Origin of the sequence: Polynucleobacter paneuropaeus, assembly GCF_003261235.1 — a bacterium.
Taxonomy (GTDB): domain Bacteria; phylum Pseudomonadota; class Gammaproteobacteria; order Burkholderiales; family Burkholderiaceae; genus Polynucleobacter; species Polynucleobacter paneuropaeus.
This window is the reverse complement of the sequence record NZ_CP030085.1, coordinates 1,787,988-1,802,056: the sequence shown is the minus strand read 5'-3', so window position 1 is coordinate 1,802,056 and position 14,069 is coordinate 1,787,988. Positions and strand designations below refer to the sequence as shown.

At 40.1% G+C, this 14,069-nt stretch carries 15 protein-coding genes; 8 read left to right on the top strand and 7 right to left on the bottom strand.

What is annotated here, in order from left to right; genetic code table 11:
* Window positions 1-269 precede the first annotated feature (269 nt).
* From Pas1_RS09370 to Pas1_RS09360, 3 genes are all read right to left on the bottom strand, one after another.
* On the bottom strand, window positions 270-1,202 hold the full coding sequence (locus tag Pas1_RS09370) for a helix-turn-helix transcriptional regulator (protein WP_225971617.1): 933 nt from the start codon (window positions 1,200-1,202) through the stop codon (window positions 270-272).
* A gap of 97 nt (window positions 1,203-1,299) precedes the next feature.
* On the bottom strand, window positions 1,300-1,548 hold the full coding sequence (locus Pas1_RS09365; RefSeq protein ID WP_112295104.1) for a hypothetical protein: 249 nt from the start codon (window positions 1,546-1,548) through the stop codon (window positions 1,300-1,302).
* A gap of 4 nt (window positions 1,549-1,552) precedes the next feature.
* On the bottom strand, window positions 1,553-1,867 hold the full coding sequence (locus Pas1_RS09360; protein WP_112295103.1) for a hypothetical protein: 315 nt from the start codon (window positions 1,865-1,867) through the stop codon (window positions 1,553-1,555).
* 205 nt (window positions 1,868-2,072) lie between these two features.
* Between Pas1_RS09360 and Pas1_RS09355 the strand changes: the two genes are divergently transcribed.
* From Pas1_RS09355 to Pas1_RS09340, 4 genes are all read left to right on the top strand, one after another.
* The gene (locus Pas1_RS09355) at window positions 2,073-2,750 is read left to right on the top strand and encodes an SAM-dependent DNA methyltransferase (protein ID WP_112295102.1); all 678 of its coding nucleotides are present in this window, start codon (window positions 2,073-2,075) and stop codon (window positions 2,748-2,750) included.
* Window positions 2,740-4,239 carry an Eco57I restriction-modification methylase domain-containing protein gene (locus Pas1_RS09350; RefSeq protein WP_112295101.1) on the top strand — a complete coding sequence of 500 codons (1,500 nt, stop codon included), beginning with the start codon at window positions 2,740-2,742 and terminating at the stop codon, window positions 4,237-4,239. Before Pas1_RS09355 ends, Pas1_RS09350 begins: the two co-directional genes overlap by 11 nt.
* Before the next feature lies 1 nt (window position 4,240).
* Window positions 4,241-6,751, top strand: coding sequence for a GIY-YIG nuclease family protein (locus tag Pas1_RS09345; RefSeq protein ID WP_112295100.1), 2,511 nt, complete (start codon window positions 4,241-4,243; stop codon window positions 6,749-6,751).
* Between the two features lie 140 nt (window positions 6,752-6,891).
* Window positions 6,892-8,166: a tyrosine-type recombinase/integrase gene (locus tag Pas1_RS09340; protein ID WP_112295099.1), complete on the top strand. Its 1,275-nt coding sequence runs from the start codon at window positions 6,892-6,894 to the stop codon at window positions 8,164-8,166.
* Between the two features lie 30 nt (window positions 8,167-8,196).
* Here the strand turns inward: Pas1_RS09340 and Pas1_RS09335 are convergent, their stop codons facing one another.
* Genes Pas1_RS09335 through Pas1_RS09325 form a run of 3 tightly spaced genes read right to left on the bottom strand, consistent with a single transcriptional unit; the run spans window position 8,197 to window position 9,913 of the window.
* Complete coding sequence (locus tag Pas1_RS09335; protein ID WP_112295098.1) at window positions 8,197-8,382, bottom strand: hypothetical protein; 186 nt, start codon at window positions 8,380-8,382, stop codon at window positions 8,197-8,199.
* A 10-nt stretch (window positions 8,383-8,392) separates the two neighbouring features.
* The gene (locus Pas1_RS09330) at window positions 8,393-9,076 is read right to left on the bottom strand and encodes an AAA family ATPase (RefSeq protein WP_158526002.1); all 684 of its coding nucleotides are present in this window, start codon (window positions 9,074-9,076) and stop codon (window positions 8,393-8,395) included.
* Window positions 9,077-9,130: 54 nt separating this feature from the next.
* Window positions 9,131-9,913, bottom strand: coding sequence for a hypothetical protein (locus tag Pas1_RS09325; RefSeq protein WP_112295096.1), 783 nt, complete (start codon window positions 9,911-9,913; stop codon window positions 9,131-9,133).
* A 106-nt stretch (window positions 9,914-10,019) separates the two neighbouring features.
* Between Pas1_RS09325 and Pas1_RS09320 the strand changes: the two genes are divergently transcribed.
* Both Pas1_RS09320 and Pas1_RS09315 read left to right on the top strand, forming a co-directional pair.
* Window positions 10,020-10,784, top strand: coding sequence for a hypothetical protein (locus tag Pas1_RS09320; RefSeq protein ID WP_136625613.1), 765 nt, complete (start codon window positions 10,020-10,022; stop codon window positions 10,782-10,784).
* A 63-nt stretch (window positions 10,785-10,847) separates the two neighbouring features.
* Window positions 10,848-11,186 carry a hypothetical protein gene (locus Pas1_RS09315; protein ID WP_112295094.1) on the top strand — a complete coding sequence of 113 codons (339 nt, stop codon included), beginning with the start codon at window positions 10,848-10,850 and terminating at the stop codon, window positions 11,184-11,186.
* On the opposite strand, the gene Pas1_RS09310 is transcribed toward Pas1_RS09315, so the two are convergent.
* A complete protein-coding gene (locus Pas1_RS09310; protein ID WP_112295093.1) occupies window positions 11,187-11,753 on the bottom strand; it encodes a tyrosine-type recombinase/integrase in 567 nt (188 codons plus the stop codon). It lies immediately after the preceding gene.
* Window positions 11,754-12,070: 317 nt separating this feature from the next.
* Between Pas1_RS09310 and Pas1_RS09305 the strand changes: the two genes are divergently transcribed.
* Window positions 12,071-12,709 (top strand): hypothetical protein, encoded by a 639-nt coding sequence (locus tag Pas1_RS09305; RefSeq protein ID WP_112295092.1) that lies wholly within the window; start codon window positions 12,071-12,073, stop codon window positions 12,707-12,709.
* 665 nt (window positions 12,710-13,374) lie between these two features.
* The gene (locus Pas1_RS09300) at window positions 13,375-13,812 is read left to right on the top strand and encodes a DUF6641 family protein (protein WP_112295091.1); all 438 of its coding nucleotides are present in this window, start codon (window positions 13,375-13,377) and stop codon (window positions 13,810-13,812) included.
* Window positions 13,813-14,069: the final 257 nt, after the last annotated feature.

The following is a 14,069-nucleotide window of genomic DNA, read 5'->3' as shown; positions in this document are numbered from 1 at the left end:
AGTAGAGAACCATGCTGAGAGGGCCTGCTTTGATATGTTGGCCATCGGATTGGACATCCTCGGCCCTGGTTCGATTCCGCCCCGGGCCACCAAGAATCATCAAAATGACTGCTTAGGCAGTCATTTTTCGTTTCTAGTCTTAGTGTTTACTGTTACCCACAGTATTCAACGCTGTTGGACTTTGCCTACCGCTGTCTATTTTCCCTAACTCTGCCTAACCGCGCCAACCATCCGGGGTGGTTACTTGCCGTGTCGTTTAAAACGACAAATTAATACAAAGCTAATGTTTTTGTAGCCTCATCTTTAACTCGTTTACGAAGACTTGTTGGCGCCAGAACTTCAACGCCTGCTCCATACTTCAAAATATCCATTACCAATTCTGGGTCTTGGTTGTAATCAAATTCTAGAAGGTAGTTACCTTCCTTATCGAAAGCTCCAACTTGTTGACCATGCCATGTTTCACTACTAACCCATCTAGCTTTTTCAGGTGAGAACTTTAGCTTGGCGCGTTGACTAGCTTTGCCAGAGAATATTCCATAGCTCTCTGCAAAGTGTTCATGTAATTGCTTTTCGGAAATCTCATCTGCCTTTGAGTTGGTAATGATTGCTTTGCTAATACAGTCGACAGCAAAGCTACGTAAATCTTTTCGTAGATGACAGAAGGCATCTAGATACCAGTTATCTCTATAAAAGATTAATCGTTGTGGGGAAATTTCACGCTTAGTAGTTTCATCTTTACCACGAGCATAGTAAGTAATATGAAGTCTCTTGCGAGTGAGGAGGGCGTTACCAACCTCTTCAAAATTTTCGATAGAGCCTTTACGCGCCGACATTCCAAATACTTTTAATCTCTTACGCAGTTCTTTTGTCGGAGTGTTGCTTTGACCTAAAATGCCATCAATGATTGAGGTTAATGGGGCAATGTGTGGCTCTATTAGGCCGCCTTTATCGAGGCCAGATAAGAGGTGTTGCATTAGAACTAATGCTGTAGCCTCTTTTTCAGAAAACCAAAGCCCAGGCAATTCAATTTTTTCACCAATTACGGCAGAATCAAAGCAGTACCCGCCCTTAAATCTATCGTAAACAATTGACGCATTCATGCGGCTTCGCAAATACTCTAAGTCGCGCTTAAAGGTTGCTTTTGATATTTCTAGCTCAGATAGAAACTCGTCAAGCGAAACGCAATGGCGCGCTTGAATCATGTACTTAATTCTATGTAGCCGCTCCATATCACCCATAATGACTCTTTATTTGCGTTGATATTTAAATACTAATGCACTGGCTCGTTTTATGAGCCCATTAAGAAAATATTTTTCTAAAGTACAGTCTCCTCCAGCTAACAGGCTCAGAGGAAAGATATGCTTCTGCCATTAAGAAATCTGGAATTTGAGATTGAAAAGCATATTTTTTTGCCGCTTTTGAGGAAGGAAGGCCTGCAAGTACTGCCGCATCAATTGTGGCTTTAACAATGAATGGCTTAAAACTGGGGCTAGTTGTCGATACTTGTATTGGCAAAACAATGCTGAGTATGATTGCACTAAACAACATGGCGTTATCGTTTTGATGGCGTATAGCCAATCCTATTACCTGAGTTGTCAAAGTAATTTGTTACTCCACTTGGCGCCTTAACCTCATAGCCAATACGATTGCCTGAGTTGTCATAAACCCCATTTTTTGAGTTAGCGTTGTACGCGCTGTTATCCATGTTGTAAGGGCTATTACGCATGTTATACGGCGAGTTATCCATGTTGTAGGGGCTGTTTTGCATGTTGTATGGCGAGTTATCGAAATTTGCTACTTGTGCGCTAGAGTTGCGAACAAAGAGTCCAAGCTGAGCTATCAAGAACAAGGTAATAAGAAATTTCATGACTATCCCCTAAGTTATGGCGAATAGTCAGAATATGAGACCAGAAGCTCACTAGATGAGCCCCTTAACTAATAATGTCGTTTAAAACGACAAAATTGATTACACGTGCCAAATAACGCAAAATGATAGTTAAAGCATTAAACAAGGTTAGCCTGACTAGACAATAAGGCTGTAGAAGGCAAATTAGAGAAATAAAAAAATATAAATGAGTAACCAGTTAAAACAGGAACCGCTCGATTCCCAAGTTGTTTCTAGAAATCGGGTCACTAACCATGGTGAGGTTTATACAAACCCTCGTGAGGTAAACGCAATGCTTGATTTAGTCAAGCATGAAACAGAACGAATTGACTCAAGATTTTTAGAGTCAGCATGTGGGCATGGTAACTTTTTGATAGAAATATTAACTAGAAAATTGGCGACAGTGGAGTCAAGATACAAAAAGAGTCAAACTGAGTTTGAATGCTATTCGATTATTGCCGTTTCAAGCCTTTATGGCATAGACATTCTTGAAGATAATGTTGTTGATTGCAGAAAAAGATTGCTCAATAAATTCATTGAATTTTATGATAAATCATACAAGAGTAATAAAAGAGAAGAATGCATTAACTCAATAGAGTTTATTTTGAGTAAGAATATTGTTTGGGGTGATGCATTGACGTTTCAAACAGCGTCGAATCCACCAAAACCAATTGTATTTTCAGAGTGGTCACCAGCAACAGAGGGGTTCGTAAAGCGACGCGATTATTCATTTGAAGGATTGCTAATCCATGCAGAAATTGAATCATTGCCATTGTTTTCTGATATGGGTGATGGAGTTTTCATTCCAACACCAGTAAAGGACTATCCTTTAACAAGTTATTTTGGTGTTACAAATGAGCGTTAACACAACCTATAACCCAGACGTGCTGACATGCATAGCCAATCTAAGCAATGATGAAGTCTTCACTCCCCCAGTATTAGCAAATCAAATTTTAGATTTATTGCCCTTAAGTCTGTGGAAAAGTACTGAAACAACCTTTTTGGATCCAGTGAGTAAGACGGGAGTTTTCCTCCGCGAAATAGTTAAGAGGCTAGATGTTGGTTTAGCAAAAGTAATACCTGATAAAGAAAAAAGAATTAACCATATATTGACCAATCAAGTATTTGGAATAGCTATCACGGAATTAACCTCACTACTTTCTAGAAGATCACTTTATTGTTCAAAAAATGCAAATGGCAAATACTCATTAGTAAATAGATTTAAAAATGTTGAGGGCAATATTAAATTTGATAGAGTTGAGCACGTATGGAAAAACAATAAGTGCACCTTCTGCGGAGCAAGTATTGAGGTTCATAATCGAGGTAGTGAGCTTGAGACCCATGCCTATCAATTTATTCACACTGAATCGCCAGAGGAAATTTTTGATATGAAATTTGATGTAATAGTTGGCAATCCACCATACCAGTTAAACGATGGAGGCTTTGGGAAAAGTGCCTCACCTTTGTATCACAAGTTTATTGAACAGGCCATTAAATTAAATCCTAGATTTATTTCAATGATTGTTCCGTCAAGATGGTTTGCTGGTGGTAAAGGGCTTGATGAATTTAGAAATTCAATGTTGAATGATAATAGGCTCAGCCATTTAATTGATTTTCCAAACGCTTCAGATTGTTTTCCAGGTGTTGATATTGCTGGGGGTATTTGTTATTTTCTTTGGTCTCGTGACCATGCTGGAGACTGTGAAGTTACAACTATTAATAGTGGATTGACCACAAAATCCACTAGATCGCTAAATGAATTTAATACTTTAATTAGAGATAGCAATGCAATTTCCATCATCCGAAAAGTAAATCAAAAGAAAGACCTTTCCTTAAGTAAACAAGTCTCAAGTAGAAAACCATTTGGCCTATCTACAAATATCAGGCCAACTAAAACTGGTGACCTAATTTTGAGGTGGAATGGTGGCGAAGGCCCTTTTAAAAAGAGTGAAATCACAACAGGTTTTGAATTAATTAATAAGTGGAAAGTAATTACATCAAAAGTTTCATATGACCATGCTGGACAGCCTGACAAACAAGGGATGCGGAAAGTTCTTTCCATTGTTGATGTTTTACCACCTGATTACGTATGTACTGAAACCTATTTAGTTGCTGGTGCATTTGACAATAAAGAGGAGGCAGAAAATTTAGCCTCTTATCTAAAAACGAAATTTGTTAGGTTCCTTGTGGCTCAAATGTCATTTTCACAAGATATAACAAAAGATAGATTTTTATTCGCACCTAGTTTGTCGATGAAGAAAAAATGGTCTGAGAAAGATTTGTATGAAAGATACGGCTTAACGAAAGATGAAATAACGCATATTTCTAATAAAATAAAGCCAATGGAAGATTGATATGGCAAATGAGTTTTTTCCAAAAAAAGTTGATACAAACCCAACCATTTATGCATATCAAGATAGCAATCCACAATTTAATGGATTGCTCAAAGTTGGCTTTACAACTATTAACGCTCAGGCGCGGCTAAAACAAATATATTCATTAAAAACACCAGGTAAATTACCGTACCAAATTTTGCTTGAAGAATCAGCTATGAAAAGTGATGGTGGTTCATTTACTGATCATGATGTTCATAGAGTGTTACGTAAGAAAGGATTTAAAAATCCTAACGGGGAATGGTTTAAATGCAATGTAGCTGATGTTAAGGCCGCAATTATTACGGTGAAATCAGGCGTCTTCTCAGAAGATAATAGAACGGCGGATTTTGGCATGCGTCCCGAGCAATCTGAAGCTGTCTCCAAGACTATTACGTATTTCAAAAGTTTTTCTAGTGAAAATAAAAGTAAAACGCCGCATTTTTTATGGAATGCGAAGATGCGATTTGGTAAAACTTTTGCTACGTATCAACTGGCTAAACAGATGAGCTGGAAGAAAGTTCTCGTACTTACTTTTAAGCCAGCAGTTCAGAATGCATGGGAAGAGGATCTAAAAAATCATATTGATTTTGCTGATTGGCAATTTCTCTCGCGTGATGGTTTGCACTATGAAGATTTAAAAAAGAATAAACCATTTGTATGTTTTGGCTCCTTTCAAGACTACCTCGGTAAAAACTCTGTAGGAGGTATCAAAGCAAAAAATGAATGGGTTCACACAACGCATTGGGATTGCGTTGTTTTTGATGAATATCATTATGGCGCTTGGAGAGAAAGTGCAAAAGAACTTTTTGAAGCAGAAGATAAAAAAGAGATCAAGTTTGCAGAGGGTGAAGGAATTGAATATTTTGATGAAGAGGTCATGCCAATTACAACAAATTCGTATCTTTATCTGTCGGGCACCCCTTTTAGGGCGATTGGCTCAGGTGAGTTCATTGAAGAACAAATTTACAATTGGACGTATTCCGATGAGCAACGTGCAAAAATGGCTTGGGTAAAGCCTAATAACCCGTATGCCGCATTACCAAGAATGGTACTGATGACATACCAATTACCCGATTCTATAAAGCGTATAGCAATGGAGGGTGAATTTGACGAATTTGATTTAAACGTATTTTTTTCGGCAAATGGAGAAGGTAAGAATGCAAAATTTAAATATGAAAATGAAGTTCAAAAATGGCTTGATTTAATTCGAGGATCATTTTCCGAAACTACTATAGATAATTTAAAGTTGGGGGCTAAAAAACCTCCAATGCCATTTTCTCATGCGCGGCTTTTAAACTTACTTTCTCATACCTTCTGGTTTCTTCCCACAGTTGCCTCATGTTATGCAATGGGGAGCTTGCTTAAGCAGAAGCAAAATAAGTTTTATAACGACTATGAAGTCATCATAGCCGCAGGCCCCAGTGCTGGAATTGGAGTTGATGCATTGCCGCCTATTTTTGAGGCTATGGATGATCCACTTAAAACAAAAACAATTACCTTATCTTGCGGCAAGCTAACTACCGGCGTCTCAGTAAAGCCTTGGACAGGTATTTTTATGTTGCGCAATACAACATCACCCGAAACTTATTTTCAAGCGGCCTTTAGAGTCCAAACACCTTGGACTATCAAAAATACAGATAGTACATCCCCAAATAAAGAGCAAATCATTAAAGAGGAGTGTTATGTTTTTGATTTCGCGCCAGACCGAGCTCTTAAGCAGATAGCAGATTACAGTTGTCGCTTAGAGGTAAATGAAAGTAATCCAGAAAAAAAGGTGGAAGAGTTTATTAAGTTTTTACCAGTATTAGCATATGACGGTTCTTCCATGAAGCAGATTGATGCGGCTGGAATACTTGATTTGGCTATGAGTGGAACCACTGCAACTTTATTGGCTAGGCGCTGGGAAAGCGCCCTCTTGGTAAACGTTGATAATTCAACGCTTCAGCGACTTATGAATAATAAGGATGCGATGAAGGCCTTGATGAGCATTGAAGGATTCCGTAATCTCAACCAAGAAATAGAAACAATCATCAATAAGTCAGAAAGTGTCAAAAAAATAAAGCAAGAGGCCAATAAAAAAGAACCTTCAGCTAAAGATAAGAAGACTATGACTGATGAGGAGAGGGAGTATAAGAATCTTCGTAAACAGATACAGGAGAAGTTAATAAAGTTTGCAACTCGTATTCCAGTTTTTATGTATCTAACAGACTATAGGGAGAGAAGTTTACAAGATGTGATAACTCAGCTGGAGCCAGGCTTGTTTAAAAAAGTAACTGGATTAACAGTTAAAGATTTTGAAATATTGGTTAGTCTAGGTGTATTTAATAGCGGCTTAATGAATGATGCTGTTTATAAGTTCAAGCGTTATGAAGATGCTAGTCTTAATTATGTGGGGATCAATAAGCATGCTGGAGAGGATGTTGGTTTATTCAGCACAGTTTTGAGTGCAGAAGATTATGCCGCTACTTTTGAGAATAAGGAGTTGCTCTAACCAAAATGAATATCATTCAATGTGGCCAAAACTACGAGGTAAACATAATTAATAAAAGAGGAAGGCGTTTCTTTTTAAGGTTGCTCAAAACAAAAGCTGAAAATAAAATAGCTGTATGACAACAGCACGCCACCTACAAAGTGACTAAGGTAATCAAAGTACCTGAAAGTCACCTAGAAGTAATCTCCTCACCACTCCAAGAATCCCAACCCACAGCCCTAAGCCAGCTCAAATACGCCGAACCCACAGAGCTTTACTTGCGTGATGGCGAGGTAGTTATCCACCGCAGACCCGGAAGCCCACTTTGGCATTGCCGTTTTAGATTGCAAGATGGCTCATGGCATCGCCAGACCACGCGCCAAGCCAGCATTGAACACGCTGTACGAATGGCTTGTGATCTTTACGATGAAACCAGATTTCGCCAAAGACTGGGGCTTGCACAAAAGTCGCCCACGTTTGCAGAAATTGCACACGCCACTCTCTACTCAATGCGGCAAGACTTGGATGTGGGTATAGGCAAAAGTGTCTACGGTAGCTACATCACCTGTATTGAAAAATACTTTCTACCTTACTTTCAGGACAAAAGACTAGAAGAAATAACTTATACAGACGTGCATGAGTTTGAGGTTTGGCGTAATAGGCAGATGAATAAGATCCCTCGTGCCAGCACCCTAATGAACTTTGCCAGTGCTTGGACTAAGTTACAGCTTGTGGCTATTAGCAAAGGCTGGATCAGCGAGCGAGTAGCTATTCCCAAACTCACAGCTAGAGGGCAGAAGGGTAAAACCCGCCCAGCATTCACTCGTGAAGAGATTGATCGCTTGTTGGAGTTTATGGAGCCATGGATTAAACAAGGCCGATTAGAGATTGAGCATGAGACTCGTCCGCTACTGCGAGATTATGTGGAAATGCTCTTATACACAGGCATGCGGCATGGCACTGAAGCACTGAATATCTGCTGGAATAATATTGAGTGGCACACGCAGGGAGATAAGAAATACCTACGTATTTGGGTGGATGGCAAGACAGGAGGGCGTTGGCTCATTGCCAAACATAAAGCTGTAGACGTTCTCAAGCGATTACACAGTAGGCAAAAGGCTGTGTACGACATCCCATTTGACAGATTGTTTGAGACTCGTTGCCCCGAGCGGATCTTTGTCTTTGCCAACGGACACCAGCCCATGCGGATTGATGGCGCATTTAAGCGATTGATGCGAGATAGTGGCTTGGGATTGAGTCACGACGGACAGATGCGTACTTTATATTCCTTGCGTCATACCTACGCTACTTTGGAGCTACTAGAGAACAAGACTGATATACATACGCTATCTAAGCAGATGGGAAATAGTGCCGCCATGATTGATCGTCATTACAGCAAGTTGACGGCAACGATGGCGGCGGATAGGTTGGCATAAAAAAGCCCACTCGGAAGTGGGCTATTAACTTTACTCTTCAAGTGGGACGGTAAAGGTAGACTGAAAGTTTGTTGGGTCTATTCTAACGATGTAGGTGGCTGATGGTGCAGAGCTAATGTGGTACTTAAAGCAATCAATGGCCGCCTTTTCGTTATCAAAGACTTCAATAACAAATTCATCATCGTCTGCAAGAAAGACAATCCATGCTGATTCCATAGTTCCCTCCTTAGTAGATAGCATTAGGTGGCACCTTTTCCGCCTTACGTCTAGCCAAGCGCCCCACGTTATGAAACAAGTTACGAAATGATCCATTGGCGGCCTGAATAGTTGGTAGAAGCTCATCATTAGATAAAGTGACTCCTGTTTCATTGGCAATGGATTTGGCAATATCCAAATAAGCATTCGGATTTGCCGCATTCATCTCAACTAAGATGCAACGATCTAACATGCCCTTATCTAATTGAGAAACATTGTTTGTTGTGAGCACAAATACACCTAATGTCGTATTCAAGGCCGTTTTCAAACTTTGTTGCGCCAGCTTGGTTAAGTTATCCACCTCATCAAGGATGAAGTAATGAAGGCCGCTGACGTTTAGCGACATTGTTGTCATGATTGCATCAATCTTAGTCATTAGCTGTGGCCCATTAAAGCCCTGCTGACAGCCTATAAACACTGGATCCCAAACTAACTCTTCTTTAGTTTTGCCATATTCAATGTGGTTAGGTAGCATTTTGGCCAGTGTGGTTTTGCCTGTCCCAAAGACTCCGTATAAAAGAATGGCTGATTTGCCGCTGTAAGGTAATTCTTCGGCACCCGAGACAATATCTTCAATCCGCAATTTAGATTCATTATTTCCAAAGATGATGTCATCAATTGTTTTAGGCTCATGATTATTTCCTTTCGTAAACATTTGTATTCCTTTCAAATAAGAATGGGGAACGCTCATAACATTCCCCTTGATTAATTAAGCTGATTTAGCAACCGCACCATCAGCATCATTTGCCGCTTTGATCTCTGCTTTGGCTTTGTCTTCAAGCTCTTTGCCAACCGCATACAAAGAGGTAAAGGCAGACTTAACCAGTCCGTCTTGACGCAAAACTGCATAGACACCAAAACTGCCATCAGCTTGTTGCTCTGCTAAAAGTACGCACATATCGCCTAGGTACTGAGCATCAGCAACATGTGAGAGCAATTCAGACTTGGCATAGCCAATCGGTGTTTTGCCTTTTAGATTGCTTTTAGCAATCTCAGCTTTGTCCGCAGGCTTGATGTAAGTAGCGCTCTTGCCAAGACTGATCTCTTGAACCCCGCCACGCTCTTCCACCCACGCTGAAAAGTCAGCTATCAAAACTTTCTCTTTCATTGCCTGACGAATAACCAAAGAGTAGGTGCTAATACGACGGCGATCTCTTGATCCAAAAACTGCACGTACTACACGTGTCGCTAATGGGAGATCCTTTTTATATGTGTAGCCGCGATCCTTATAGAAAGACTCTAAAGATGCGCTACGTTGTTTAGCTTCTGGAAGTGTCATATCACCACAAAAAGCCAAGCAATCGCCTAATACTGCATATAAGGCTTGATTACTTGTTCTGTAGGCACCTTGTTCCCAGTTAATACGATTTGCTTCCATATTAGTAAGGGCAACGGTAGTACCAACAGCAACGTTAGTTACTTTGGCTGTGTCCTTTAAAAGGACGTTTGTTGTAACAGGGGTTGTATCTACTGCGTTTAATAATGCATTCATTTTTAACTCTCTTTCTGTATTAAGAAATATGACTGCTTGTTAAGAAATTTAACCGCTTGGCCATAATTAAATTAGAACGCAGAACGGGTATATTTCTGATACGATTATGAATTCCTGCAATTTACATGCCAAGAAAATGCCAAGAAGATTCCTAGCTCCGTACCCTATATTTGGTACAAAAAACAAAAGACTGCCACTTGGATATCAAAAGCGCAGTCCTTATTACTGGTGGTGGCAGTTCTTACGCCGTAATCAAGAATATTTAGAGTGTTGTGAGCGTGGCGGCAAAGGAAAACATGCCGAGCTATATAAAGACTTTGGAGATGTGAGAGATGATGACTTTCACAAGTGGTGGACTAAGGACGAGCGAGGACCGAATTTATTCGCCGAAAACTATGGGGCAATGAAATTAACAGAGCTGGAAGATAAGTCACAGTGGCAAGATGGTTGGAGCAAAGATGAGGTGATGATTCTTGCTGTACCACTAACGTCTAGTAAAAGGTATTTACAAAGTCGTTTTGCACAACTATTAAAAGAGCGCCATACGGCAGGACGTGGTAGACCAACTAAGGGATCAACTAAAAGTAATGCCAAGTATCAATTGGCTAGAAATTACACAGTACAAAATTTAGAGAAAACCTTAGATGTATATGATGAATACATGAAGCACAAAGGAAAGAAGCCAAAAGTGCCCAATTGGAAGATAGGTGAGAGCTTAACTTTAATCCCCAAAGCAATGACTTCTCCAAAGCTCTTTCCAGCTATAAATGCCGCAAGGAGGAACACTATGGGCTCAAGCGTAAAAAGGTATCTAAGTGGTGCCGAGCTAATAATTGAGAATGTGGTTCTAGGTAAATTCCCCGCACAGTAAATGCCCTTTAAAAGGACAAATTTGATATCCTAATAACAACTTGTAAGCAAATATGAGGGTTATATGGATTTCTATTACAAAGCACCAGTGTGGGAAGAGGAAAGTGATATTCCTCACACTACAAAATTAGCGAAGCCTATAAAGCCTATAAAGGTTAAGAATGCTCGTGTAATTGATGTTACCGATGCGAAATATAGGCGTTCAACATTTAGTGGCACTTTCTTGCTTGGTGATCAAGTACTTATTCTTGATGGAAAGAACAATGCAACTAGAGTTGAGGTTCTGTGTAAGTGGTTTGGTCATCGACTTGCCACAAGAGGATTGGCTTTTACTGTCAACTTAAAGACAGCAAGGGTTAATGACAAATACACTGGAGAAGTGTTTAGCGACTTCTCCAAATAGTTAAATTAGCTCTACTGCGGCTTTGAGTTGATCGGGACTGCTGTAGAGATAGGTGGCGGTGGTGCTGATGTTGCGGTGCCCAGCGAGAGATTTCAATATATGAATCGCTGTGCCTTTATTGGCAAGTCCAGTTAAAAAAGACCTTCTACCTGAATGTGAGCTACATCCAGCTAGGCCGACATTGCGATAAAGGTAAAAGAAGTACTGGGTCAAAGAGTTGGATGAGAACCCCGCCTGTTTCTGTGTATAAAACAAGGGTTTCGTTGCATCTTTGATTTTGATTACTTTGATGTACTGCGCCAGCTCCTTTTGCATCCGTTCATTTAAGTAAACAGTACGAGGGTGTTTGCCCTTGGTTTGTTCGGGCATTAAGCGCACTTCACCCTTAATAGTACTGTCGCCGTTTAAAACGTCGTTTATGCGTAGTGCGGCTACTTCAGCGACTCGCATACCCGCGTAGTGCGTTAACAGCAACATAGCGCGATTACGTGCTGAATGCCTACGTGTAGCAACATGGTCTAAAACTCGGCGTAGTTCCTGTGGATTTAAAACTCTAGCTTGTGACATACTTTCTCCTCAAATATATTAAATACAGAACTACAGTATGTTTTCTTAGATTCGGTTTGGGCAACCGAAAATGGCTGAAAAAGAAGTACTTTTTTATCAATGAGTTAGGCAAAAATATAAGAGTAGTACTGTTCTCTTATATTTATCGTGGCATTTTCGCCACGATATTTTGATGACCTTTTAAAACGACCTATAAGCGTTTTAAATTTTGGCTCAGCCACCCAAGCCAGCGAGCTTGAAAGATTTCCGCTTAAAACTATTCTGTTGTTATAAAAATTAGCTATAGTTACTTAAACAAATTTAATTTGAGGTGAAAAATGTCTACACCTGTAGAAAGCACGTTTACTTTTTATGGCAATGAAAAAATTCGTGAATTAGAAAAAGAAATTATCCGAAGATTTAAGAATGATTTCGATAAAAATACAGATAGCTCTGGAACATACTCGTTTGATAAAAATGCGGAGAGATATTCTGCTGTCACAAGAATACTTTATGGCATGAGTAAAGGGGATGAATTTGATGGTGGTGAATTACTTGGAGCTCATGGTTGCTGGTATTTTGGTTCAACCCATAAGCTTGAGTTTGAAAGTAAAAATATCGCCCCTGAAAAGTTACAAGATCATATTGCTAAGTGCGCTTCAATCATAGATCCCGATGTTGTAGTTCAGATGGATTATAAGGACAATAACCCCCATTTAATTGGTACAAGAATTGTCTGTTTTGACAAATTACTTGGATTCATTGAGCACAAAGAGGAAGAAGAATTAAGCTATAGCTGGTCATGTGATATCGACGATATTGATGATGTATTAGAAGAAGAAACTGACTTAAGCAGGGATGACATCATGTCGTTCCAAGAAATGGATGAGCGAATTGAGGATTTAAGAGAAACTTGTATTGAAGAATTTAATTCAATATCAGGAAGAAATATTGAATTTATTGAAATAGATAGATAGGCGAACTACGTTCTCCTGTGATTTCGCTTGTCGCTCATCACATTTCTTTTTCTTATTAAGAGCTTTTGGAAGATTCAACCTACACTGAGCCTTAAGCAACAGGCTCAGTAATAGAAAAGGACTTTTGTTGAGTTCTTTACTACACCACTTATGGGCACAACCAGTTTGGGAAGGGCGGTTTCGCTGTCTCCTTTTACGTGCGGCTTGAAACGCAACAATGACAAAAGCAATAAGTGGCTACCTTTGTCTTGTTTGAAAGTTGCTGTGTAAGCAGGGCTTTCTCGTGATCCATAAAACTAGGTTTTACGATCTTTGTGCTAATTTATATACTTGATTCATATTAGTCAGCAAGGCTAATGGCGTCCTGTAAAGGATGGTGAATACAAGTCTCTGCTACCGCCCAGAATTTCCATGACTGCGACTCTAAGTCCAGCTTTAGGGTGACATAACGACTGGGTGTCACTGCCCTTGTTTCAGTAGTAATAAGTTATGGCATACAAAACGTTCTTCTGCTTTGTCGTCGTAGTTATTTAGTGAAACCTAATAAAAGGAGACAAGATCTGGGTCAGATAATTAGATCTCTGTGGCTTTTGGCAAAAAGAGGTTGTCCATCCAAAAACTCTGACAATAAATTAAGTGTGCCCATTAACTTATAGGAGAAAAAGATGAGCACATTAAACAGTTTGAAAATGGTTAATTCAAAAAAGCCAACAGCTATACCGCCAGTACTACATCGTCGTAATAAATTAGCCAACAAAGTCTGGGAGCAGATCCAGTTAGCTAAAGCCAGCAAAGAAGGCGGCACATTTACTGTTAAGAAATTCAAAACAGTTAAAGACATCACTGGTGCACGTAAAACCATTGAACATGAAAAGCGTATTCGTCAGTGGTGGTTTGTTGCTATGGATGGCAAAGTTTGCTTAAACATCCGCTATGGTGCCAAGATCATTGAGTTTGCTAAAGGTAAAACTGCTGTAGAAGTGAATTCAGCAGAGGAGCTGATTAAAGCCCTAGAGATTATTAAGGTCGCCGTAGAGGCGGGTGAGCTTGATACTCAAATTGAAGCCGCAAGCGGCGCTGTACGTGCGGGCTTTGGCCGTTGATGTTTGTCCTTTTAAAGGACATTTATATATGGGGCGCACCGCAAGGTAGCCCCATAGGTGGCGATAGCTGTCGCCACCGATCCAGCGAAGCCTAAGACGAATGTCCTGCACCAGCTGGTGCGCTTAGGACAGAGAAGACCATCATTTTCCAGCACCACGTGGTGCACGTTTTGGAAAAGATGGGTGGGCTGAAGCCCCCATCGCAGAGGCGAGCCAGCTGGCAAAGAGCCGAATGCGACATGATTTAAAAGACCCGA

Excerpts from the sequence above, each read along its gene's own strand:
- Pas1_RS09370 (WP_225971617.1), bottom strand. The coding sequence starts at position 1,202 with ATGATTCAAGCGCGCCATTGCGTTTCGCTTGACGAGTTTCTATCTGAG.
- Pas1_RS09365 (WP_112295104.1), bottom strand. The coding sequence starts at position 1,548 with ATGTTGTTTAGTGCAATCATACTCAGCATTGTTTTGCCAATACAAGTA.
- Pas1_RS09360 (WP_112295103.1), bottom strand. The coding sequence starts at position 1,867 with ATGAAATTTCTTATTACCTTGTTCTTGATAGCTCAGCTTGGACTCTTT.
- Pas1_RS09355 (WP_112295102.1), top strand. The coding sequence starts at position 2,073 with ATGAGTAACCAGTTAAAACAGGAACCGCTCGATTCCCAAGTTGTTTCT.
- Pas1_RS09350 (WP_112295101.1), top strand. The coding sequence starts at position 2,740 with ATGAGCGTTAACACAACCTATAACCCAGACGTGCTGACATGCATAGCC.
- Pas1_RS09345 (WP_112295100.1), top strand. The coding sequence starts at position 4,241 with ATGGCAAATGAGTTTTTTCCAAAAAAAGTTGATACAAACCCAACCATT.
- Pas1_RS09335 (WP_112295098.1), bottom strand. The coding sequence starts at position 8,382 with ATGGAATCAGCATGGATTGTCTTTCTTGCAGACGATGATGAATTTGTT.
- Pas1_RS09330 (WP_158526002.1), bottom strand. The coding sequence starts at position 9,076 with ATGTTTACGAAAGGAAATAATCATGAGCCTAAAACAATTGATGACATC.
- Pas1_RS09325 (WP_112295096.1), bottom strand. The coding sequence starts at position 9,913 with ATGAATGCATTATTAAACGCAGTAGATACAACCCCTGTTACAACAAAC.
- Pas1_RS09320 (WP_136625613.1), top strand. The coding sequence starts at position 10,020 with ATGAATTCCTGCAATTTACATGCCAAGAAAATGCCAAGAAGATTCCTA.
- Pas1_RS09315 (WP_112295094.1), top strand. The coding sequence starts at position 10,848 with ATGGATTTCTATTACAAAGCACCAGTGTGGGAAGAGGAAAGTGATATT.
- Pas1_RS09310 (WP_112295093.1), bottom strand. The coding sequence starts at position 11,753 with ATGTCACAAGCTAGAGTTTTAAATCCACAGGAACTACGCCGAGTTTTA.
- Pas1_RS09305 (WP_112295092.1), top strand. The coding sequence starts at position 12,071 with ATGTCTACACCTGTAGAAAGCACGTTTACTTTTTATGGCAATGAAAAA.
- Pas1_RS09300 (WP_112295091.1), top strand. The coding sequence starts at position 13,375 with ATGAGCACATTAAACAGTTTGAAAATGGTTAATTCAAAAAAGCCAACA.